General features: G+C 35.9%; 21 protein-coding genes. 4 read left to right on the forward strand and 17 right to left on the reverse strand.

Translation table 11 applies throughout. From position 1 onward, the window contains the following. Positions 1-3: 3 nt before the first annotated feature. The 4 genes from nagA to ACZYT3_RS06100 all read right to left on the reverse strand — a co-directional run bounded on the left by nagA (position 4) and on the right by ACZYT3_RS06100 (position 4,994). A complete protein-coding gene (nagA, locus tag ACZYT3_RS06085; RefSeq protein WP_294562020.1) occupies positions 4-1,206 on the reverse strand; it encodes an N-acetylglucosamine-6-phosphate deacetylase in 1,203 nt (400 codons plus the stop codon). Beyond that, positions 1,206-2,540, reverse strand: a complete 1,335-nt coding sequence (locus tag ACZYT3_RS06090) for a family 4 glycosyl hydrolase (protein WP_464088052.1) — start codon at positions 2,538-2,540, stop codon at positions 1,206-1,208. The genes nagA and ACZYT3_RS06090 overlap by 1 nt, the downstream gene beginning before the upstream one ends. A gap of 2 nt (positions 2,541-2,542) precedes the next feature. Continuing rightward, a complete protein-coding gene (locus tag ACZYT3_RS06095; RefSeq protein WP_464088053.1) occupies positions 2,543-4,099 on the reverse strand; it encodes a PTS transporter subunit EIIC in 1,557 nt (518 codons plus the stop codon). Between the two features lie 151 nt (positions 4,100-4,250). Next, positions 4,251-4,994, reverse strand: coding sequence for a MurR/RpiR family transcriptional regulator (locus ACZYT3_RS06100; RefSeq protein WP_294562023.1), 744 nt, complete (start codon positions 4,992-4,994; stop codon positions 4,251-4,253). A 237-nt stretch (positions 4,995-5,231) separates the two neighbouring features. Between ACZYT3_RS06100 and ACZYT3_RS06105 the strand changes: the two genes are divergently transcribed. From ACZYT3_RS06105 to ACZYT3_RS06115, 3 genes are read left to right on the forward strand one after another with little or no spacing between them, the layout of a single operon-like run. Beyond that, positions 5,232-6,395 (forward strand): NAD(P)-dependent malic enzyme, encoded by a 1,164-nt coding sequence (locus tag ACZYT3_RS06105; RefSeq protein WP_294562024.1) that lies wholly within the window; start codon positions 5,232-5,234, stop codon positions 6,393-6,395. A gap of 12 nt (positions 6,396-6,407) precedes the next feature. Next, the gene (locus ACZYT3_RS06110) at positions 6,408-6,953 is read left to right on the forward strand and encodes a chromate transporter (protein ID WP_294562025.1); all 546 of its coding nucleotides are present in this window, start codon (positions 6,408-6,410) and stop codon (positions 6,951-6,953) included. Further along, entirely contained in the window at positions 6,946-7,500 is a 555-nt protein-coding gene (locus ACZYT3_RS06115; protein WP_464088054.1) for a chromate transporter, read from the forward strand. Before ACZYT3_RS06110 ends, ACZYT3_RS06115 begins: the two co-directional genes overlap by 8 nt. A 100-nt stretch (positions 7,501-7,600) precedes the next feature. On the opposite strand, the gene ACZYT3_RS06120 is transcribed toward ACZYT3_RS06115, so the two are convergent. Further along, positions 7,601-8,011: a TIGR04076 family protein gene (locus tag ACZYT3_RS06120; RefSeq protein WP_464088055.1), complete on the reverse strand. Its 411-nt coding sequence runs from the start codon at positions 8,009-8,011 to the stop codon at positions 7,601-7,603. Positions 8,012-8,416: 405 nt separating this feature from the next. On the opposite strand from ACZYT3_RS06120, the gene ACZYT3_RS06125 reads away from it, so the two are divergent. Further along, positions 8,417-8,491 (forward strand): hypothetical protein, encoded by a 75-nt coding sequence (locus ACZYT3_RS06125; RefSeq protein WP_464088082.1) that lies wholly within the window; start codon positions 8,417-8,419, stop codon positions 8,489-8,491. Between the two features lie 519 nt (positions 8,492-9,010). On the opposite strand, the gene ACZYT3_RS06130 is transcribed toward ACZYT3_RS06125, so the two are convergent. The 12 genes from ACZYT3_RS06130 to gatC form a co-directional block, all read right to left on the reverse strand. Continuing rightward, on the reverse strand, positions 9,011-9,394 hold the full coding sequence (locus tag ACZYT3_RS06130; protein WP_464088056.1) for a desulfoferrodoxin family protein: 384 nt from the start codon (positions 9,392-9,394) through the stop codon (positions 9,011-9,013). Positions 9,395-9,647: 253 nt separating this feature from the next. Next, complete coding sequence (locus ACZYT3_RS06135; protein ID WP_464088057.1) at positions 9,648-9,983, reverse strand: thioredoxin family protein; 336 nt, start codon at positions 9,981-9,983, stop codon at positions 9,648-9,650. Positions 9,984-10,000: 17 nt separating this feature from the next. After that, entirely contained in the window at positions 10,001-11,014 is a 1,014-nt protein-coding gene (locus ACZYT3_RS06140; protein ID WP_464088058.1) for a permease, read from the reverse strand. An 89-nt stretch (positions 11,015-11,103) separates the two neighbouring features. Continuing rightward, complete coding sequence (locus ACZYT3_RS06145; protein WP_464088059.1) at positions 11,104-11,391, reverse strand: ArsR/SmtB family transcription factor; 288 nt, start codon at positions 11,389-11,391, stop codon at positions 11,104-11,106. Positions 11,392-11,858: 467 nt separating this feature from the next. Continuing rightward, a complete protein-coding gene (locus tag ACZYT3_RS06150; RefSeq protein ID WP_464088060.1) occupies positions 11,859-13,118 on the reverse strand; it encodes an ABC transporter substrate-binding protein in 1,260 nt (419 codons plus the stop codon). A 782-nt stretch (positions 13,119-13,900) separates the two neighbouring features. Continuing rightward, on the reverse strand, positions 13,901-14,887 hold the full coding sequence (locus ACZYT3_RS06155) for a DarT ssDNA thymidine ADP-ribosyltransferase family protein (RefSeq protein WP_464088061.1): 987 nt from the start codon (positions 14,885-14,887) through the stop codon (positions 13,901-13,903). Continuing rightward, a complete protein-coding gene (locus ACZYT3_RS06160) occupies positions 14,863-15,663 on the reverse strand; it encodes a macro domain-containing protein (protein WP_464088062.1) in 801 nt (266 codons plus the stop codon). The genes ACZYT3_RS06155 and ACZYT3_RS06160 overlap by 25 nt, the downstream gene beginning before the upstream one ends. A gap of 688 nt (positions 15,664-16,351) precedes the next feature. Continuing rightward, positions 16,352-17,674, reverse strand: coding sequence for a 23S rRNA (uracil(1939)-C(5))-methyltransferase RlmD (rlmD, locus tag ACZYT3_RS06165; RefSeq protein WP_464088063.1), 1,323 nt, complete (start codon positions 17,672-17,674; stop codon positions 16,352-16,354). A 28-nt stretch (positions 17,675-17,702) separates the two neighbouring features. Continuing rightward, a complete protein-coding gene (locus tag ACZYT3_RS06170; protein WP_294562034.1) occupies positions 17,703-18,296 on the reverse strand; it encodes a hypothetical protein in 594 nt (197 codons plus the stop codon). A 34-nt stretch (positions 18,297-18,330) separates the two neighbouring features. Then, entirely contained in the window at positions 18,331-19,755 is a 1,425-nt protein-coding gene (gatB, locus tag ACZYT3_RS06175; protein WP_464088064.1) for an Asp-tRNA(Asn)/Glu-tRNA(Gln) amidotransferase subunit GatB, read from the reverse strand. Continuing rightward, positions 19,745-21,169 carry an amidase family protein gene (locus tag ACZYT3_RS06180; RefSeq protein ID WP_464088065.1) on the reverse strand — a complete coding sequence of 475 codons (1,425 nt, stop codon included), beginning with the start codon at positions 21,167-21,169 and terminating at the stop codon, positions 19,745-19,747. Before ACZYT3_RS06180 ends, gatB begins: the two co-directional genes overlap by 11 nt. Beyond that, positions 21,169-21,462 carry an Asp-tRNA(Asn)/Glu-tRNA(Gln) amidotransferase subunit GatC gene (gatC, locus tag ACZYT3_RS06185; protein ID WP_294562037.1) on the reverse strand — a complete coding sequence of 98 codons (294 nt, stop codon included), beginning with the start codon at positions 21,460-21,462 and terminating at the stop codon, positions 21,169-21,171. Before gatC ends, ACZYT3_RS06180 begins: the two co-directional genes overlap by 1 nt.

Genomic DNA, 21,462 nt, shown 5'->3' on the forward strand with positions numbered 1-21,462 from the left:
ACCTTATTCCTCGTAAATATATCTCTTTCCCATGCAATAAGTTACCAAAAGATTAAAATCTTTATCAACCACTAACAAATCGGCATCCTTGCCTGCTTCCAAGCTTCCCTTACGATCATCCACACCGATATAACGCGCAGGATTTTCTGCAGTTATCTTTAAGATTTCATGAACGGAAGGATGTACGTTATCAATTAAGTTCTGAATGGAACGGATATAGCTTAATTCCAGATTTCTTACATTCTTATATTCCCGTATATCCACCTTTTCCTCTGTACCATCATCATTCCGAATGATCAAATAATTACCAGCTGGGATAAATGTCTGTTTTCTGACATAATGATATTTCTCTTTTTTACTTAATGCAAGACCTCCACAGTCAGTTGTCATGATGATCTTATCCTTGCTCTTTAACCGCCATGCAAGTGCAAAGGCCTCCGGCTTTACTGTCATTCCTGTCTGCTTTGCAAATTCACAATTTAGATCATCAAAATATAGGGCAGCTCCTGCAACACCTAATTCACGATGATGCAGCCCTCTCATGCCGCTGTACATATGAGTGACACCGCCCAGACCGTATTCTTTGAGATCACGAATGATGTCAAAGGTAGCTGCACTATGTCCGATATTGATCTGAATTTTATTTGCTTTACAGAATTTGATCATCTCTAATGCATGAGGCAGTTCAGGCGCCATCGTCATTAACTTTATGACATGAGGAACGCTCTGAGCTTCCATAAATTGATTCATGACAGATAAATCCGGATCAATACAGCAATCTTCTCTCTGCATGCCTTTAAATTCTTTATTAATAAAAGGTCCTTCCAGATGAACACCTAATAAGGTCGCTCCATCATCTTTTTGATTTTCAACTACATAGCTGGCACTTTTGATTCCTTGAACGATATCTTCGATAGGCTCAGCACCGGATGTAGCTAAGAAGCCGGTAACTCCTTCATAAGGAAGATTTTTTTTCATTTCATTGATAGAATGTACTGATTTATCATGCATGAAGCTTCCAGTGCCCCATCCGTGAATATGCTGATCAATAAATCCGGGAATGATCAGATGATCACCATAATCAATAATATCTTCACTTGGATCCACTTCATCATAAAAGCCGGCTATTTTTTCTCCTTCGATTTTCAAATATCCGCTTCTTTTTATTTGATTAGGAAAATATATGTTTTTTGATTTAAGATACATCAAACATCCCTCTTTTCTAAATACCAATAATCCTTATTTGCTTCCATCAGATCATCCAATACGGCTTTTGCCTTATCAAAATCATTAACTGTTCGATTGAGTGCCAAAGCCTCTAAAGCTTTTGTATAATCTTTCTCGATCCATGCTTCACATGTTAATTTTTCATATGCAAATTGATTTTCCATCAGACCCTTATAAAAAGTCTTGATCTTACCAAATGGATAACCTGTAACACCATCTTTTCCTAAAACACCGGCGACTTCGACCATTGCCTCACTTGGAAAATTATCGATCATTCCATTATTCTTTGTAATGACGATGAATTCATTCTTTAAATCATAAGCAATGGATTCCGCAACCTCTACCATCATAGAACCAAATACAGGTGAAGTTAAAACTTCCAGATCTCCTAACGTTTCTCTGCCTACTGCCTTTGCGCAAACATCCCATACCTCTTTTTCTCTCGTTAAGATTGTTTCATCTGCTCTTGTAAAGTTCGGATCACTTTCTTCTACGATTTCATCGGCATAGAAATAATACTGCAGATATGTCGTTGGAATATATTCCGGAACGCATTTCATCATACGATTGACCCTCAGATAAGTATCCAGCCATGATTTCGTACGCTGCTCTGCATTATATGGTTTAAAATCATGATCTTTTAGGAAATTACGCAATTGATCAAAATAATTTTTTCCATTTGTATCATATAAATCTGTAAACCATCCAAAATGATTCAAACCAAAATAACGGGCTCTTAAAGTTTTAGGATCAACACCAAGTATTTTCGCAAAACTTACCATCATTGAATATGGCTGGTCACACATATTGATGATACGCTTATCATCAGGATACAGCATATCCAATGCTAATCCAACGATAGCTGCAGGATTCGTATAATTCAAAATCCAAGTATCTTTTGAATATTTTCTAACACAGTCTACCATTTCCTTCATGCCGCCAATTGAACGCATTCCATAGGCAAATCCTCCGGGACCGCAAGTTTCTTGTCCGACCAGACCATACTTTAACGGAATTTTTTCATCCAGAGATCTCATGGCATTCTGGCCTACACGCATCTGACAGAAAACAAAATCACAATCACTATAACCAACATCTAAATCATCTGTTACGATGATTTCTGTTTCCGGAGAGAATTCCTTGATCAGCAATTTGCAGTAATCTTCGATCTTATGAAATCTTTTTAAATCTTTATCCAGGAAAACAACTTTGCTGACAGGAAAACGATCTTTCATTTTCATAAGTGTACCGATCAGGGCCGGCGTACGGCAGCTGCCGGCTCCTGAAACTGTTATTTTATGTGTTTTTCTCATAATTAATGCCTTCCTAGTTCATCATCTACTGCATTACGAACAAATTCTACCAAAGGTCCAAATACAATATGAATATGTTTTGTTGTCGGGAAGAAGACTCCTGAGCATCCTGATTTTTTCAATAGATCTCGATCGATCTTTTTATTATCATTGATATCTACTCTTAAACGTGTGACACAGTTTTCAACAGTACCGATATTTGAAGGACCACCCAGTGCTTCAACGACGATCTTTGCGATTTCGCCATATCTCTTTTCACGGATCAATACATTATCTACTGAAGGTTCATCTTCTCTTCCAGGTGTCTTGACATCAAAGTGAAGGATCCACCATTTAAATAAGAAGTAGAATACGACAAAGCTGACAACTCCGACAATGACGATATTGATCCAGTGTGAATTTTTATACATTACACCGAAAATTATGAAGTCGAAAATAGTACCTCGGATATATCCGACAGCTGTTCCCATGAAATAGAGAGCCAATGAACCAACCGTACATAACAGAGCATAAATAACATATAATCCAGGTGCAATAAATAGGAAAGTAAATTCCAGCGGTTCAGTGACATTACCTAGGATTGCTGTTAAGACAGAAGTCATGATCAATGATTTTGCCAGAGCTTTATTTTCAGTATATGCTGTATTATACATTGCCAAACCGATAGCCGGGAAGATGAACATCGTTCTTACCATTTGGTTCTGGGCACCAAAACGAGTCAGTTCAGGCATCATGGACCAATATTCACTTTCCGGGCCAAGATTAAACAGAATTTCATTCATTGCATCTAAATAGCCGATATATGTCTGTCCATTGATGACATAAGTACCGCCTGCTTCTGTAAATCGCAGCATGGCATTCCATACATGGTGTAAGCCAAATGGAATCATCATTCGATTGACGAATCCTGAAAGTACCGGTCCTAAGATCTTATGTGTCAATAAGCCCGATAAGCTTGTACAGAATGCGATAAAATACTGCCAGAAGAATGGTAAGATCAAACCGATAACCAAAGTAACGACCATGGAGATCAATGGAACGGATTTCTTACCAGCAAAGAAAGCAAAAGCTACCGGCAATTCAAGATTATAGAATTTGTCAGCAGCCCAGGCAGCCACTAAACCGGCAATGATACCACCCAATACATTGACATTCAAGGTTTGAATACCTAAAACCACTGCCTGTCCTTCCAATGCGATATTGCCTTCAGTAACAAGCTGGCCAGAAGTACTTAACCAGATATTCATCGTAACTAACAGAATTAAATAAGCCATTACCGAAGAAAATACAGCAATACCTTTATCTCTTTTTGCCATTCCATATGCAACTCCCATCGCAAACATAATTGGAATGTTATTGAAGATAAGGTCAGAAATCTGCCGGATACTGGTAAATATCAGCTGAACGATGTCGTTTCCCAAAAACGGCAGCAGGTCGATCATATAGGACTGTGTAAAAGCACCAGATACTCCAAGCAATAAACCAACAGGTGCCATGACACCGATCGGGAGCAAGAGCGATCGACCAAATCTTTGAATTTGTTCACTATACTTTTTCATACTTGTTCCTCCTAATTACAAGTTAATCCAAAATGTAATTGATTACAATATGTAGGAAGCTTATTTACGACAGTAGTAATTTCAGTATTCACAAAAAATTTCCATGGTCATTTTATTAAAAAAATGCATTGGAATCATCCAGTACATTTTTTCATTTTTTACTAAGTTCAATTTTAATATAGTGAACCAACAAATCTATCACGGCAAACATACCTATTCGTATATTGACATCATTTATTTTCGTATCATTCGACTCCGAAGAACAGAAAAGCTGCAAATCGCTGTAATGATTGAGCGGATTATCTGAAAAGGATGTTAATGAAATCAATGTATTCCCATAAGCTTTTACTGCCTTTGCTGTTTCAATGATAAGGGGTGTCCTTCCCGATAACGATATAGCCATCAAAACCTCATCATGGGTCATTTTTTGGGCAACCAGCTGCATGAGATTCAGATCAGGAATATTTATACATTTGATATTCAAAGTTAAAAGAATATGATTTAAATAACTGGCAATCGGCTTAGATGTACCTCTTGCAATCAGATAGATGCAATTGGATCGTATGATCATTTTCGCAATTTTCTCTAATACTTCATGTTTGTTCACCTGGATTGATTGAGTAACGATATCGATCATTCGGAATTCAAAAGTTTCGGTACTTTCTAAAGGTTCTTTTTCTTTATCCTGATTTTTAAGAAAGAATCTTAGGTCATTATATCCTTCAAAGCCTAATTTTTGACACATATTGATAACGACCGTCTTAGACACCCCACACTGTGTGGCTAATTTTTGCGACGTCATATTTTTTATCGTATCAATATGATCCAAAATATAATGGAGCAAAACTCGTTCACTGTTGGTAAGCAAATCATAATTGTTAGAATAAAAATCCATGTTTCGATGACACCCCTCTCTGAATTTCAATAAATATATTTTAGCACCAAATCAAAGCATGAATCAATTGTTAATGTGTCAATTATTTTGGCTTTGCAGATAGGCATATAGATGATTATATTCATACTCATTTTACATATTCATCATAAATGACCAAAGAAAGAATTAAACATATTTAAAAGAATCATAAAGATTTTATATAATACATTTAGATAAAATAAATGAGGAGACAGGACCATGGAATTAAATAAGAAATCACTTGAGATGCACAAAAAATGGAATGGAAAATTAGAGGTCGTTCCTAAAATGAAGCTAGAAACGGCAGAAGACTTATCGATTGCTTATACACCGGGAGTTGCAGCTCCTTGTATAGAGATCAAGAACCATCCAAATGACAGCTTTATCTACACCGCAAGAAAACATACGATTGCCGTCATCAGTGATGGCTCGGCTGTCTTAGGGCTTGGAAATATCGGTGCAGAAGCTGCAATGCCGGTCATGGAAGGAAAGTGTGCCTTATTTAAAGCATTAGGAGGAATTGATGCGATTCCTTTATGTATCAACACTCAAGATACGGATAAGCTCGTTGAGATCATTGCAAGCTTAGAGGCTAGCTTTGGTGGCATTAATTTAGAAGATATCGCTGCTCCTCGCTGTTTTGAGATTGAAAAACGTCTGCAGGATAAAATGAAGATTCCTGTTTTCCATGACGATCAGCATGGTACGGCTATCGTTGTATGTGCGGCCCTTGTCAATGCCTTAAGGCTTGTGAAAAAAGATGAACCGGCGATAGTGATCAATGGCGCCGGAAGTGCAGGATGTGCCATTGCCTCGCTTATTTTAAAGCTGAAGCTGGGTGATGTGATTTTAGTGGACCGTCAGGGAATCTTACATGATGGCATGGAGTTGACAACAGGTCAGCGTTCTATCATCCAGCTATGTAACCATAAGCATAAATCAGGAGATATCCGTGCTGCATTAAAGGATGCTGATGTATTTATAGGTGTAAGTACAGGTCATATCATTTCTAAAGATATGATTGCCTCCATGCATGAGAAAGCAATTGTTTTTGCCATGGCAAACCCTATTCCTGAAATCGAACCTGAAGATGCAAAGGAGGCAAATGCTTATATAATCGGTACAGGAAGAAGCGATCATCCTAATCAAATTAATAATTTACTGGCTTTTCCCGGTATTTTTAAAGGTGCCTTGGATGCCGGCGCCACACGTATCAACGATTCGATGAAAATCGCCGCTGTTTATGCACTGGCTCATTTGATTTCTGAAGAGGAGCTACGTACGGACTATATCATCGCTTCACCTTTTGATAAGCGGGTTGTCGAAAAAGTATCAGAAGCAGTCAAACAGGCAGCCATTGATTCCCATGTGATCAGGCAATAATGGAGAAATATCATGAAGATACTCATAGAATTATATACCACCTGGTTCAAAATGGGACTTTTTACCTTTGGCGGAGGTTATGCCATGCTTCCCATGATTCAAAGAGAAGTCATCGAAAAACATCACTGGGCGACCGAAGACGAAATTATGGATTATTATGCCATTGGTCAGTGTACTCCGGGAATCATTGCAGTAAATACAGCAACCTTCATAGGCTTTTATCAAAAAGGAGTGATCGGAGGAATCGTTGCGACATTGGGAGTAATCTCACCTTCTATCATCATCATTCTTTTAATAGCTTCATTGATTTCAAATTTTTCTGATATCCCGATCATTCAAAGCGCCTTGAAAGGCATCAATGTAGCCGTTTGTGTTCTAATGATCAATGCAATCAGGAACCTGTGGAATAAAAGCATTAAAAATATAGCGTCATTCGTTATTTTCTTCACGGCTTTATTCGCTTCTATCCTGACTGATTTATCAACCGTCTGGCTTGTGATCTTAGCTGCTGTGCTTGGTATCGTCATGACAAAGGCAGGGTGGTTAAAAAATGAATGAGCTGTTTTATCTGATCATCGAATTTTTTAAAACGGGGCTGTTTGCCGTAGGTGGAGGTCTTGCTACTGTTCCTTTCTTATATGAAATCGGTGAAAAATATGGATGGTTCACCATTGATACCCTTTCTATGATGATTGCTGTTTCCGAGTCTACGCCCGGTCCTATGGGTGTGAATATGGCGACTTATGTCGGATATGATATTGCCGGAATCGTTGGAGCCTTAGCAGCTACTTTAAGTCTGGTAGCTCCAAGCATCATTGTCATCAGTATCATTGCTGTATATTTACAACGGTTTAAAAAAGCAAAAATCGTTCAGGCTATTTTTAATGGCCTTAAGCCTGCAGTTGTTGCTTTTATCGCATCCGCAACTATCAGTTTATTTATGTCTGTCTTTTTTACTGAACAAAGCTTTGCTTTTGAATTTATCAATTGGAAAAGTATTGCTTTATTTTGCTTTCTATATTTTGTCAGTCTTAAATACAAGAATCTTCATCCAATTATTTTAATTATTATTTCTTTGATGATAGGAATCATTTTCAGATTTTAAATTTTTCGTTAGCTTATATTTAAAAACAATTCTTTTATAATACAATAAACCTGTGAATCAACATGATCACAGGTTTTATTTACGTAAAATAACGATATCATTAACCAGTATAAGCATCACTGGCACTATTCTTAAAATTTTGTTTTTCAAGCCACTCTCTTTCTTCTTCTGTTTCCGGAATATCAATTCTTTCAATTTTAAAGATCACAGGTCTTGTTCCGTCATTGCAACAGGCAATCATCATTCTGTCATCATTGGTCCATTTACGCATGATCGAGCCTCCCTGTAAAGCAGCATATACATACCGGCTGATGGCATCCCATGCTTCACCACAAAACCTTCCATTCATCAGATGATAAAAATCATCCTGTTCCGGTGTTCTTTTTAAAAGAAACGTATCACCTGCTTTAAAAAAAGGACATGGACCTGAATGCGGATCAGCAAGATATTTTTCTTGGTATTCAGGGAATACTTTAGTTTCTAATACGGTTATTTTACATTCATACTGCATCATTATACCTCCACTATAAGATGGATTCATTTTACCATATTTTTTACTCTGTTTCTTTAGCTTTTGTAAATAAATACTATACAACACTCGACAACAGTTATTTACTGTTTGTATCCTAGGAGGAAAAGATATATGAAGATCATTATCAATTCAAGTTCAATAATTCCTATCTATGATAAATCATCGATCAAATCAAAATGCTTATACGAAAAGAGTTTTAAAATCTTTATATTTAAAAGAGACGATTCTATGGATCTAACCACTTATTTGTGATACCTTTAAAAATTCACAATAAAAATAGGAGCTCACGATGAAAACTTCAGGAACATGTCCTAAATGTCAATCCACAGATATCATACATATCCCTGATGATCCGAAAATAATATTTATACCACATCAATCACGTTGTTTAAAAAGATACCGGTGATCCGCTTTGTATGCTGTAACTGCGGCTATGTAGAAAATTGGATCGGTCATTAAAAAGAATTATCAAAGAACATTCTGAGTGATAAAAATAAGCTCATGCAAGCTAAAGTTGCATGAGCTTTTATTCTATGATTCATCAAATAATAACTGATAAAACAATATAAGGCATCCTAATGATAAAAAAATCCAGCCCATAATATATATGCTCTTTAATCCCGAAAACATAAGTAAGAAATTTGAATTGGCATTATTTATAAAATAACTCATAATCACAGCACTTAAACTTATCGTAAGAATGCTAACACTTCCTAAAATGATAAGCATCGGGCTATAACTCTTTCCTTTTTCTGATATGCGTCGAATTAAAAAACATATATAAGCAATTAGTTTCATAAATATTTACAAATATAATATAGGAATATATCGAATATCTCTTTCATCATGATCCCCTATAATCTTTCTTTTTCTATAATACTCTATCCATAATGAATAAATTGATATTTCATGTCGTTTCTTCTTATAGATCAATGCATTATAAAAGCAGACATATGTCTGCTTGCTTAATTCAATGACTTAAAGAGTTGTTTTCCAAAGACCATGCAGATTGCAGTATTCATAAACCGCAACAACACTTTCACCTTCTGCTAATTTAAATGAAGCAGTAGGTCCTTCATTTGGATTCAAGACTTTTTTCATACCACCCAGGTTTGTCTGTACATAGATCCACTGGATGAAGTGTTCAGGAAGCATTGGATGATCCACACTGCCTACACGTACAACAACATTGTCACCCTCTACGCTTACCACAGGTACATGCTTTTCTCCTGCTCCATCACTTGTATTTGGTACTAATTCCTCCATTTTTTCTCCACAGCAAAAAATAGGAACACCTACATTGTTTACCATCTCTACGATATTACCGCAATGACTACATCTAAAAAACTTAACATCTTTCATATGTTTTTCTCCTTTCTCACAAGTCTATTATATATAATTTTTATGCCTATACAAGCGAATTGCACTTTTAATTTATTATCACCTCATTGTAATATCAAACACAAAACTTAATGCATCAATGATTCATCACCTCCAGACATCTTCCATATGGCTTAACGATATGCAAATCACGTTGAATCATCTTATAAATACTATCATCAAAACGATGTTTACATACCAGTGATATCCATAACTATTCTTTTGAATAAATAATTTAATTATGCTTTAAAATGTCCTTAATTTCGTCTGCCGATAAAACTTTACCATAAGATGCTACCTTGCCATTTAACACTAAAGCAGGAGTAGACATGACACCAAAACTTGCAATTTGGGCAAAATCTGTAATATGTTCTATTTTAAGATCAAGATTTAATTCTTGTACTGCCTGCCTTGCTGCTTTTTCTAATTGGATACATTTCGTACATCCTGATCCGAGAATCTTAATTCCTGCCCCCTCCTTTTGGCTTTCAGCCTTTTGCATATTTTCTTCTGTACACTGACCAGCACAACAGCATGCGTTTTCTCGATTGCTTCTTTTAAATAATTTCATCGTCTGATATCTCCTTTTCATATAAATAATGCACTAAAAATATTAAATACATAACCAACTATGATGATCCCCATGGCACATATTCCGATAAATAAAGCTAACAGTTTTGGTTTTACAGCTTTTTTCAACATGATCAGGGAGGGAAGACTTAGTGTGGTAACTGCCATCATAAATGATAAAACTGTTCCCAATTCACTACCCTTTGCAAGCAAAGCTTCAGCAATCGGTATCGTTCCAAAAATATCAGCATACATAGGAATTCCTACAAGTGTTGCCAAAACAACACCAAATGGATTTTTGCTTCCTAATATGCTTTCGATCCAGCTTTCCGGAATCCAGTTATGAATAATTGCGCCAATTCCAACACCGATTAGAATATATGGAAAAACTTTCTTAAAAGTTTCATGAACCTGTTCCCTTGCAAATTGAACCCTCTCTTTTTTGGTTAAGGAAGGAGAATGAATATCAATATTACTTGCATTTTTCACAAATTCTTCTACATATTGATCCATATGCATTTTTTCTATCAATGTCCCGCCGGCAACTGCAATAAAGAGTCCGAGCACAACGTAAACTAAAGCAATTTTTGTACCGAAAATGCTCATCAGCAAGACCAGGCTTCCCAGATCAACCATCGGCGAAGATATTAGAAATGAAAAGGTTACCCCCAGCGGAAGACCTGCACCGGTAAATCCAATAAACAAAGGAATAGAAGAACATGAACAAAAAGGTGTCACTGTTCCTAATAAAGCAGACATGATATTTGCACCTATACCATGAAATCTTCCTAATATCTTCTTACTTCTTTCCGGTGGAAAATAAGATTGTATATATGAAATGATAAATATTAAGATACACAGCAGAATCGTAATTTTAAATATGTCATATACAAAAAACTGAATGCTTCCTCCGATACGCTGATCCATATCCAATCCTGTTTCAGATAAGATAGAACCAATGAGATCATTCAACCATTTCATTTTCAATATCTGATCTTGAAAAAAATTCCACAACAAATTTAATGTTTCCAAGAAACCCCTCCTCATTTCATATCAAATTTTTTTGATGTGATAACACTTATAAAAGCCATCTTCAGATGACTCATATAAACTAGATTCAATTAATTACTGCCTATTTGTGAAGTTAATTCCAGTAAGCGTTTTGCTGCATACTCACTACCTGATTTACTGATTCTGTAATGCGTCCATTTCCCCTCCTGTCTGCTTACCACGATACCAGAATCACATAGTATCTTCATATGATAAGATAAGGCAGACTGCCCTATATTCATATAATCAATCAAAACACAGGCACATTTCTCTCCACTTTTTAAATGATTTAAAATATTCAATCTTTTTTCATCACAAAGCGCTTTAAATATTTTTACATCTCTTGAATAATCTACCATACCATCCCTCACATCAAATTATTTTGATGTATTCATCATACCCTTTAAAAAGATCATTGTCAACATATATTAATTTTTTTTGATATGTTTTTTGAGAATATCCTTTATGATGATTTCTTTCCTTTATACAAATAATTAATTTATCAATTGGCTGGTCGTATTTCAATCCTTTTTCATAAACACTTAATTAAAAAAGCCGCATTTTCTAACGATCAGGCATTTCTTTAGTATTGATTGATACCTTTTTTTAGAGTGTATAAATTTTATTCTTCGTTTTTTAAGATTTATGTTATTCTTTTTTCTTACTATGACATAGCCATTTTCAATAAGACTGCCAATATGGCCGTTAACCATCTATGATCATGGAAATACATATCTCATCTTGACTTTCTTAACGTTAATAAAAGCTGTCAACACCTTTGTCAACAGCCTAAATAAGTATATATTAACCTTTATATTTTATGTATTTATTCAGCTTGCATTGCTGCATTTGTTCTATCAGCAGCATTTTGTAAAGCCGTTGCAGCATCGAAGGATGGATCAGCCGGTCCTTTAAATAACTCATTTAATTGGTTACGCATTTCAGTAGAACCTTTAAACACCGGAGCAACAAATGAAACCTCTAACTGATCTTCTAATGCCTGTAAAGCAGGATTCGATTGAATGAATTTTTGATAGCTTTCATCTTCTAAAACTTCTGTATAAGGTGAATTAGCACTAATTGCTTGTACCCATTCAGAATTGCGGCTAATAAAGTATTCAACAAAATCAGCCACAGCCTGATTTTGAGCCTCAGTACCCTTGAATCCGATAGCACCGCGATTTGAAATCGAACCTGCATTTTCATATTCAGCATCAGCTATCATCGGAACTCTTACAACCTGCAAATCTCCATTGATATTTGAAAGATCAAGATAAGGCATACCAGCACAGGAGCCAATATAAGAGGCAACCAAACCACTGTTCAGATCTCCTGAATTATACCCGTCAGCACTCTGAGCAGTAACCTGGAAATATCCTTCACGTACACCTTCTGCCCACCATTCAACCCATTCAAGAGTCTTATCATCATTGAAAGCAACTTCTTTGTTTTTAAGATCTACGATCTGTCCTTCATGAGATTGGTAAATCAAAATCTGTGCCAGATCAGTTAATGAATCTACCGCAAATCCTACAACACCTGTTTCTTCATAGATCTTCTTAGAAGTTTCTTTTACTTCATCCCAAGTCGTAGGAATTTCTGCTCCTACCTGATCATAGAGCGTCTTGTTTACAAATAAAACAGGTCCTGATGTATAAACCGGAACAATATGCACTTTTCCATCAGAGAAGTTAGTAGCTTCGGCATAGACAGCTGGTGTAGTGAGATCAGCATAATCAAAATCCCAGTAATCATCAAATGGGATTAAAACATCCTGACCATCAAAAGTATTTGCGAAAGTAGAAAAATTGAATACAAGATTAGGTGCTACACCGTTTGCGACAGCATCAGTAATTACTGATTCATATGTATTAGGATCGTATCCTCCAATAACTTCTACATTAATGTTTTCATGCTCACTTTCAAAATCAGCAGCAATCTGTTTCAACATTGCTTCATGATTTTCAGTGAAAGTGTGCCAAATCGTGATAGTTGTCGCTTCATCAGTTATTCCTGACTCATTGGAACAAGCAACCAAACCGATAGTCATCGCAAAAGCAACTAACAGCTTCGAAAGTTTTTTCATCAACTTTTTCCTCCTTGTGGTATTACCGTTTGTATTCTATAATCTCCGTCTTTTTTATGTCAATATAAGGAAGCTCACTTTGTTATTTTTTACATTTACCATTCACTAATTTTTACACACATTTTATACTCATCACCATTTCAATATATGTAGCCTGGTTCATTGATTATTTCATTATCGGTGAAACACGTATTCGTAAAAATCAATATAATAAAAAAATATATCTTTTAAGAACACTTTTTCATCATGATTTTATTTAAAATGCCTGGTTCAAAAATCAGGTATTTTTCTATTTAGTATTAATTGGTATCTATTTTGAAGAGTAAATAAACTTCATTATTCAATCTTCAAATTAACCATTATTTTAAGCATATTCTCACTCTCTTTTCTTACTATCAAACAGATATTTTCTATTGACCTTTAATGCTTGAAGTTTACCATGTTTGAGTACAGTTATTGCTTGGCGGAAATATCTTTTTTCTAATATAACTAAATTTATATGAAATTCTGATTATGCAAATTTCTCAATTTTTTAGGAACACTTTTCTGCCAATATTCCATATAAAAATGCCTGATTTTCATGAAAACCAGGCAGTTGATGTCTATTTCTGAAGAATCTATAATTTTTATCATTCAATCTTCAAAATATCCCTTATTCATAAGCTTTTTGGTCCTTTTATTTCCTTACTATCAGGTTCACACATTCAATGTGACTTCACTGTTTAAAGTTAACCATAAATAATCGCAGTTATTTCGTAGCGATAGTATTTTTTCAATTTATTCTAATATGGCAATTCATCCAAATCACTTTCTGCCCCAGAATATTTATTAAAATAAACTAAACAGTTATCAAAGAATATTTGAAAAATATATTCTCCATTATTTTGTTTAATTAAATTTTGAATTTCACTTCTGCTAAAATCAATTCTTGATTGTAAAACATGCACTGTTTTTGACTCAATTTTTTGATTTCCTACTTGTATTACATATTTAATATCTACATTGGAATCATTCACCAAATGAGTATTTATATAAAGAATCTCTGCCTTATTTATAGATAAATTCACATGAGAAACATAAAGACCTTCTTTAAAAAATAATCCTGAATCATATTCCTTTACTCCAATAATATTCTTATATCTATCATAGATATTTCTCTCTTTTAACATCGTGCGTAATGAAGCATATTCCGCACTAGATCTACACCAGATATGTTTTAAAAACCTTAAATCGCATTCATCGGGAATAACAAGCTCAGCTCTACGATATGGAGTTAGATTCTCACCTTTGTATCCTCCCCCAGAATATATTTTTCTAAAATCAAACTTTCTAAAATCATTTATATCATTCGTTAAATGACTTCCTGTATTTGCCAAAGCTATTTCAGAAAATTTCGTTTTCTCCATAGCAAGCATATCTTTTGCTTCAAAAACAAAAAATACCAGTACGGGAACATTTGAATTATTGTATTGTTTACAATCTTGTGGAATAAATCCTTCATTGCGATACTGTGTCGGAGTTTTTGGTCGAAAATAAAATCTGACGTAATCGAAGATCTCATCTTCTGTATGATTTAATATTTCTAAACCTGCGTTTTCATTTATCATTCTATTTACTGCCTTGTTTCTAGAATATATTTTTCCATCTTCTAAAATATTAATTGCATTATTTATATCAGTGTAATGATAAACATACTTAGGCCACCATTTTATGTATGCTACTTCAGATGCTTTTCGCAAAATTTCTAAATACTCATCTGATTTTGACATAGGTTATCCTCCGATGGCAGTCTCAATTGTAAAGAATCCTTGATACTTCCATTAAGACCATTACTAATTTGACATGGAATTACATATTCTAACTTAGACGCTAATTCAAAGATCACTCGTTCATCCATTGAAATATTATCCATAGAGATGAATCCCGAATTTTTTAATATTGACCAAAACTCAGAAAGTTCCTCTTCATCAATATGACGAATATCTATATTTTCATCATTTGCCAATGTATAAATATCATTTTTAAATTCAAGATAACTTAAATCTTTGGGATATTGTGCCAGCCAGGCTTTCATTTCTTTAATATTTTTAAATTCTTTCCCAGTAATATACTCACCTTCATATACATAAATATCTATAGGTAAATTCTTTAAATATTGATCCATTATTGGTTTAACATCATTCCAATCTAAGCCGCCATTACCACAACCTAATTTAGGAAAAGCGATTGATGTAATATTTTTATCTTTATAAGTGGTAACAAACTTTTGCAATCCCTTTTCTATATACTCAATCTTAGAAGGATTTCTCCAATGAACCTTTGTTGGAAAATTGAGAATCCATTTATTTTCACTTTTATATAGCCAAAGCTTTCCAATTTCGAGTATTTTATTATCACAAAACCATTGATATCTTTTAAACATATCCGGATATAATTGTTTAAATTTTAAAGCAATTCCTTTTCCCATAACTCCATCTAAATTAACTGTATTAACTAATACTTGTGCAGGAGAGGAAAATAAATCTCCTTTAATATATTTAATCATTATATCTACCTCCTGTTTTTGATATTATATCATAATTCCATTATCATAGTCCAAAAAATGATAAGAGCACCTGCATTCAATAAATATAAGAAACTGATTCGAATATCTCTTTATCCAATTATTACGACTGAAATTGAAACGAACGAGTTTTTAATTCTAGTTTACTTTCGAACTAATATTGATTTTGAATCACTTCTATATATTTCTATAAAACAATTCTTGTTTCTACATAATTTTTAATGAATCAAAATTAAAAACCTGATTTTTTTGAAAAACCAGGCATCTATCTATTTACTTCATTTGATATTCATTGTGAAGAGCATATGATCATCATAATCTTAAAATGATCCTTCATTCATAGGCTTATTTGTAATTTTATTTTCTTACTATCAAACAGACGTTTTCTATTGACCTTTAATGCTTGAAGTTAACCATGTTTGGGTATAGTTATTCCTTGGTGAAAACATCTTTTTTCTAATTTTACCTAAATTTATATGAAAATCTGATTATGCAAATTCCTCAATTTTCAGGAACACTTTTTCTACCAATATTCCATATAAAAATGCCCGATTTCTTGAAAACCAGGCAATTATCCATTTAGTATCAGTTGATGCTCATTTTTGGAGGATCTACAATTTTCATCATTCTATCTTTAAAATATCCTTCATTCATAGGCTTATTTGCACTTTTATTTTCTTACTATCAAACAGACGTTTTCTATTGATGTCGTTTGCGGAAACATGTCAACCGGTTGTACTTTCTTTACTTCATAACCGTTTTGAGATAAGAAAGAAAGATCTCGGGCCAGTGTTGCAGGATCACAGGAAACATAAACAATGCGTTGTGGACTCATTTTTAAGATGCTTTCCAATGTTTTTTGATCACATCCCTTGCGAGGCGGATCGACACAGATCACATCTAAATGCTGACCATTTTTAGCTATTTCAGAAGCAAAGGTGCCGGCATCACTGCATATAAATTCAACATTGCTGATTTGATTAAGCTCAGCATTTTTCTTTGCGTCTTTGATTGCATCTTCCACAATCTCAATCCCGATCACATGCTTTGCTTTCTTTGCCATAAACAAAGAAATCGTACCAATACCGCAATATAAATCCAATACCGTTTCTTTTCCTGTAAGATTCGCAAATTCCACAGCTTTTTCATATAAGACACATGTTTGCAGAGGATTGATCTGATAAAAGGATTTTGAGGATATATTAAATGTAAGATCCATCAAAGTATCCTGAATTGTTGGCTTTCCATATAAAAGAGTTTCTTTATCACCTAAAATAACATTGTCATTTCTCTGATTCAGGTTCATGATCACCGATTTCACATATTTATTCTGACTTATAGCTTCCACTAATTCCTTTAAATGAGGAATCTTTTCTTCTCTGACGATCAGCACAACCATCATTTCCTTACTTTCAAAGCCAACCTTGATCAAAAGATGACGGAAATAACTGCCAATCTGAAATTTTTGAAGCTGTGCCTTGATGATCTCTACCATTTCATTGATGAGCGGATGCTGGATAAGACACTCATCCATATCGATGATATCATTTGAATGAATACGGTAAAAGCCGCAGATGACCTGACCCTCTTTTACACCTACAGGAATCTGTCCCTTGTTTCTATAGTAAAAAGGATGCTCCATGGACAAGACATCTTCAACTTCAAGATCTATCTTACCGATACGGGCGATACAATCCTGTACCCTTTGTCTTTTAAAAGCCTTCTGAGCAGTTGCTGAGAGATGTGAAAGCTGACATCCGCCACATGCTTTATAGACCGGGCATAGCGGCCGTACACGCTCTTGACTGCATACTAAAAGCTGTAAACAGCGCCCATAAGAAAAATTCTTCAATACTTTCGTAATAATGATCTCACCTGTTTCTCCAGCTAACATATCTTTCACAAAAACAGGTATCTTTTCATATTTAACGACTCCCAAACCATCATAAGTATAGCTTTCACATTTTCCTATAAATTTCTCATTCTTTTTCATAATGTGTTAAAAAAGGGCATCGCCCTTTTTATTCTCCTTCATTTGCATTTTGATTCTGAACATCATTCGCCACTTCTTCATTTTTTGGCGAACTGACAAGCTCTAACAGCGGTTCATCCTGAGCGCCCGTCTTTGTCAAAACATAATGGATTTGATTATCTCCGCTGATGACATTGTAGGCATCGATCTGTAAATCATACATCTTGACATAATTCTCACCATCACTGCGATTCGTAAAATATGTTTCAATCGGAAGTACCTCATTTACTTTCGCATAAGCCTGCTGGATAAGATTGTTGATGCTGTCAGCAGACATATCATCATTCGTATCAATCAGAATCGCCACACGGGCCGTCTTAAAATTTACCTGAACAGAATCTGTTCCATCAAAAACCAAGGCATTCTCTAACGATGTAATATTCTCTTCCGTAATGGCCGGATCTAATTCATTCTGATAACGGCTTCCTACGACCGGCTGCGATGAATCCTCAAGTGAACTTACCAGGATGGCTGCCAGAATCACAATAGGAATGAAAAGTATAACTATAACTAACCCCAGTACAATATGCGGTTTTTTCTTAACGCTAGTTTTTTCATTCACGTTTCTTTTTTCTTTTGGCATAAAATCAGCTCCTTGCTTCTATTGTACTTGATTTTTAACGTTTCTTCAATTCCTCATTTAAAATTTGATTAGCAAGCTTTGGATTTGCCTGTCCCTTGCTCAGCTTCATTACCTGTCCGACCAAAGCACCGGCAGCACGGCCCTTACCATTTTTAAAGTCAAGAATGGCCTGTTCATTGGCATCTAATACTTGAGTGACAAGCTTAAGAATTTCATTTGGATCAGAAATCTGTTTCATTCCCTTCTCTTCAACGACCTTCTTCGGATCCTTGCCCTTCATGATTTCTTCAAATACAACTTTGGCCTGTTTTGATGAAATCTCACCCTTGCTGACCATCTCGATCATTTCCGCAAGATAAACAGGAGAACATGGGTTATCGTCAAAGCTGATATTTTCTTTATTCAATACTGCCATCAATTCTACCATGCACCAATTGCTGGCAAGCTTATATTCTTTTGTATGTTTTACGACCTCATCATAGAAATCGCTGAGCTCTTTTGTTTGTGTCAATGTATTGGCATCATACTCACTTAAACCATATTCCTGCATATATTTTTCTTTACGCTGTGATGGCAGCTGCGGCTGAGTGGCACGAATCTGTTCGAACCATGCTTCATCTAATTGAATCGGAAAAATATTTGGTTCCGGGAAAAATTTATAATCAACGTTTCCTTCCTTCTTACGCATCAGCACCGTCGTTTTGGTTGCTTCATCAAAGCGTCTGGTTTCCTGTTCCACCTTTTCACCCGATAAAAGCAAACGGGTCTGACGTTCTACCTCATAATCAACTGCTTTTTGGACATTGCTGATCGAATTCAAATTCTTGATTTCCGTCTTGGTACCAAAGATCTCTGAGCCTTCCGGACGAAGGGAGATATTCACATCACAACGCATGCTTCCCTCTTCCATACGGCAGTCGCTCACCCCAAGATAATAAAGCATATTTCTTAATTCTTCCACATAGGCAGCAGCCTCTTTACCGCTGCGAATATCCGGCTCGGATACAATTTCGATCAGCGGTGTTCCGGCACGGTTAAAATCAATCAGCGTACCAAAATTCGTATGAAATTGTTTAGCCGTATCTTCTTCCATATGAATACGATTTAAACGGATCTTCTTGGTACCTGTTTCCGTTGAAATTTCGATATATCCGTTTTTTCCGATCGGATGAAACTGCTGTGTGATCTGAAAGCCTTTCGGAAGATCGGAATAATAATAATTTTTACGATCAAATTTCACTAATGGATCGATATCACAATGAGTGCCCATACAAGCTCTCAAAGCTAATTCTACCGCATGCTTATTTAAACACGGCAAGGTTCCCGGCATACCTAAATCGATCTCATTGACACAGCTGTTTGCACTTTCGCCAAAGCTGACCGGTCCCTGTGAGAACATTTTCGTATGCGTCTTTAATTCACAATGGATCTCAATTCCGATTATCGTTTCAAAGTTCATAGCTACCTCCTGCCGTATGATTTTCAAGCCCTGTTTCCTCTTCGATTGCTTTACAGATATTCAAAAGATTTTGTTCATCGAATGCTTTTGCTGTCACATTGATACCGATCGGCAATCCTTCCACAAAACCACTAGGAAGAGTCAATGACGGATATCCTGACATATTTCCCAAGATCATGAAGTTTTCCGCAACCAGATAGGTATCACTCATCTTTTCACCCACGCTGTCTTCAGGATGAGGTGCGATCGTTGGTGCCGCACTGGCAATCACACAGTCATACTTCTCCAAAATCTTTCTATATTCATCCACGATTACCCGGCGAACCTTTTGTGCTTTTCTAAACAGCTTTTCCTGATTTTCCACAAACAGCGAATAGCTTCCTAAAACAAATCTTTTTCTGACTGCACTTGAGAAGCCCTTCGTTCTGGAATTGATCATGATTTCTTCCAGGTCATTTCCGTCTTCACGCATACCAAAACGGACACCGTCTAAATTAGAATGATTGGCACAGGCTTCCGCATTGGCAATGATCAGATAAACCGGCAGCAAGGTCTGAAGCAGGGTTTCATCCATGCTGACCTTTTCCACGATCGCTCCCCGTTTCTCAAGCTTTAGGATCACCTCATTGAAATTATCAACGATACGCTGATCCTCGATCGAATTCATGACATTCTCCAGAATAGCAATTTTCTTTCCTCGGATATCACTGTTTAAATTTTTCTCATATTCTTCTACTTTCTCATAAGAGGAAGTCATATCATGATCATCTCTGCCGGCACACACCTCAAGCATCCTTGCGGCATCCTCAATGCAAGTCGTAAAAAAGCCCACATGATCCAGGCTTGAAGCATAAGGAATGACACCATAGCGTGAAATCCGTCCATAGGTCGGTTTAAAACCTACGACACCACAATAGGCAGCCGGTTTACGGATCGAATCTCCCGTATCGGTTCCCATCGCTACCGGAACAACGCCTTCTGCTACCAAAGCGGCACTGCCGCCACTGCTTCCTCCTGATATACGGCTTACATCATAAGGATTGTTGACCTTTCCCGTATAAGCATTTAAATTCGTACCACCCATGCCCAATTCATCCATGCTTGTCTTCGCAAACAAGATGGCACCGGCATCCTTCAGCTTTTTGATCACCGTTGCATCATAAATCGGCACATAGTTATCCAAGATACGTGAGCTGGCCGTTGTACGGATTCCTTTCGTATTAAAGTTATCTTTGATGGCAATCGGCACACCGTATAAAGGAAGAGATGGATCCATCTTTTTCACTGCTTCGATCTGTTCGCTGTGGTCAATAAAGGTAACGATCGCATTCAGCTTCTTCTGTGCTTTTTCACTTAAAGCAGCACATCTTCCTACATTCTTTTCAACATCCTTCGTAAATTCCTGTATCTTCATTATTTCACCACCTTTGGTACCACAACATAATTCTCACTGGCCTGCGGCACATTTTTCATCGCATCTTCCTGCGAGATCGCATATACCTCATCATCATTACGGATAAAAGAAGTCGGTGCTTCAAACGGATAAACCATCTCTTCTACATGTTCCGTATCGATCTTATTAAGAAGCTCCAGCTGCTTCAGATAAGTTTCAAACTCCTCCTGCAATTCTTCACATTCCTGATCATTCAGGTCAAACATGACCTGGTTTGCCAGCTTTCTCAGCATTTCCTTACTAAATTTCTCCAT

The sequence above is a fragment of the Traorella sp. mt218 genome (assembly GCF_055420025.1).

What these genes read in the sequence shown, in the direction of transcription:
- ACZYT3_RS06160 (WP_464088062.1), bottom strand. Translation starts at nt 15,663, where the DNA reads ATGATTAAATATATTAAAGGAGATTTATTTTCCTCTCCTGCACAAGTA.
- ACZYT3_RS06110 (WP_294562025.1), top strand. Translation starts at nt 6,408, where the DNA reads ATGAAGATACTCATAGAATTATATACCACCTGGTTCAAAATGGGACTT.
- gatC (WP_294562037.1), bottom strand. Translation starts at nt 21,462, where the DNA reads ATGGAGAAATTTAGTAAGGAAATGCTGAGAAAGCTGGCAAACCAGGTC.
- ACZYT3_RS06135 (WP_464088057.1), bottom strand. Translation starts at nt 9,983, where the DNA reads ATGAAATTATTTAAAAGAAGCAATCGAGAAAACGCATGCTGTTGTGCT.
- ACZYT3_RS06090 (WP_464088052.1), bottom strand. Translation starts at nt 2,540, where the DNA reads ATGAGAAAAACACATAAAATAACAGTTTCAGGAGCCGGCAGCTGCCGT.
- gatB (WP_464088064.1), bottom strand. Translation starts at nt 19,755, where the DNA reads ATGAACTTTGAAACGATAATCGGAATTGAGATCCATTGTGAATTAAAG.
- ACZYT3_RS06180 (WP_464088065.1), bottom strand. Translation starts at nt 21,169, where the DNA reads ATGAAGATACAGGAATTTACGAAGGATGTTGAAAAGAATGTAGGAAGA.
- ACZYT3_RS06120 (WP_464088055.1), bottom strand. Translation starts at nt 8,011, where the DNA reads ATGCAGTATGAATGTAAAATAACCGTATTAGAAACTAAAGTATTCCCT.
- ACZYT3_RS06095 (WP_464088053.1), bottom strand. Translation starts at nt 4,099, where the DNA reads ATGAAAAAGTATAGTGAACAAATTCAAAGATTTGGTCGATCGCTCTTG.
- ACZYT3_RS06100 (WP_294562023.1), bottom strand. Translation starts at nt 4,994, where the DNA reads ATGGATTTTTATTCTAACAATTATGATTTGCTTACCAACAGTGAACGA.
- ACZYT3_RS06115 (WP_464088054.1), top strand. Translation starts at nt 6,946, where the DNA reads ATGAATGAGCTGTTTTATCTGATCATCGAATTTTTTAAAACGGGGCTG.
- rlmD (WP_464088063.1), bottom strand. Translation starts at nt 17,674, where the DNA reads ATGAAAAAGAATGAGAAATTTATAGGAAAATGTGAAAGCTATACTTAT.
- ACZYT3_RS06105 (WP_294562024.1), top strand. Translation starts at nt 5,232, where the DNA reads ATGGAATTAAATAAGAAATCACTTGAGATGCACAAAAAATGGAATGGA.
- ACZYT3_RS06150 (WP_464088060.1), bottom strand. Translation starts at nt 13,118, where the DNA reads ATGAAAAAACTTTCGAAGCTGTTAGTTGCTTTTGCGATGACTATCGGT.
- ACZYT3_RS06155 (WP_464088061.1), bottom strand. Translation starts at nt 14,887, where the DNA reads ATGTCAAAATCAGATGAGTATTTAGAAATTTTGCGAAAAGCATCTGAA.
- ACZYT3_RS06130 (WP_464088056.1), bottom strand. Translation starts at nt 9,394, where the DNA reads ATGAAAGATGTTAAGTTTTTTAGATGTAGTCATTGCGGTAATATCGTA.
- ACZYT3_RS06170 (WP_294562034.1), bottom strand. Translation starts at nt 18,296, where the DNA reads ATGCCAAAAGAAAAAAGAAACGTGAATGAAAAAACTAGCGTTAAGAAA.
- nagA (WP_294562020.1), bottom strand. Translation starts at nt 1,206, where the DNA reads ATGTATCTTAAATCAAAAAACATATATTTTCCTAATCAAATAAAAAGA.
- ACZYT3_RS06145 (WP_464088059.1), bottom strand. Translation starts at nt 11,391, where the DNA reads ATGGTAGATTATTCAAGAGATGTAAAAATATTTAAAGCGCTTTGTGAT.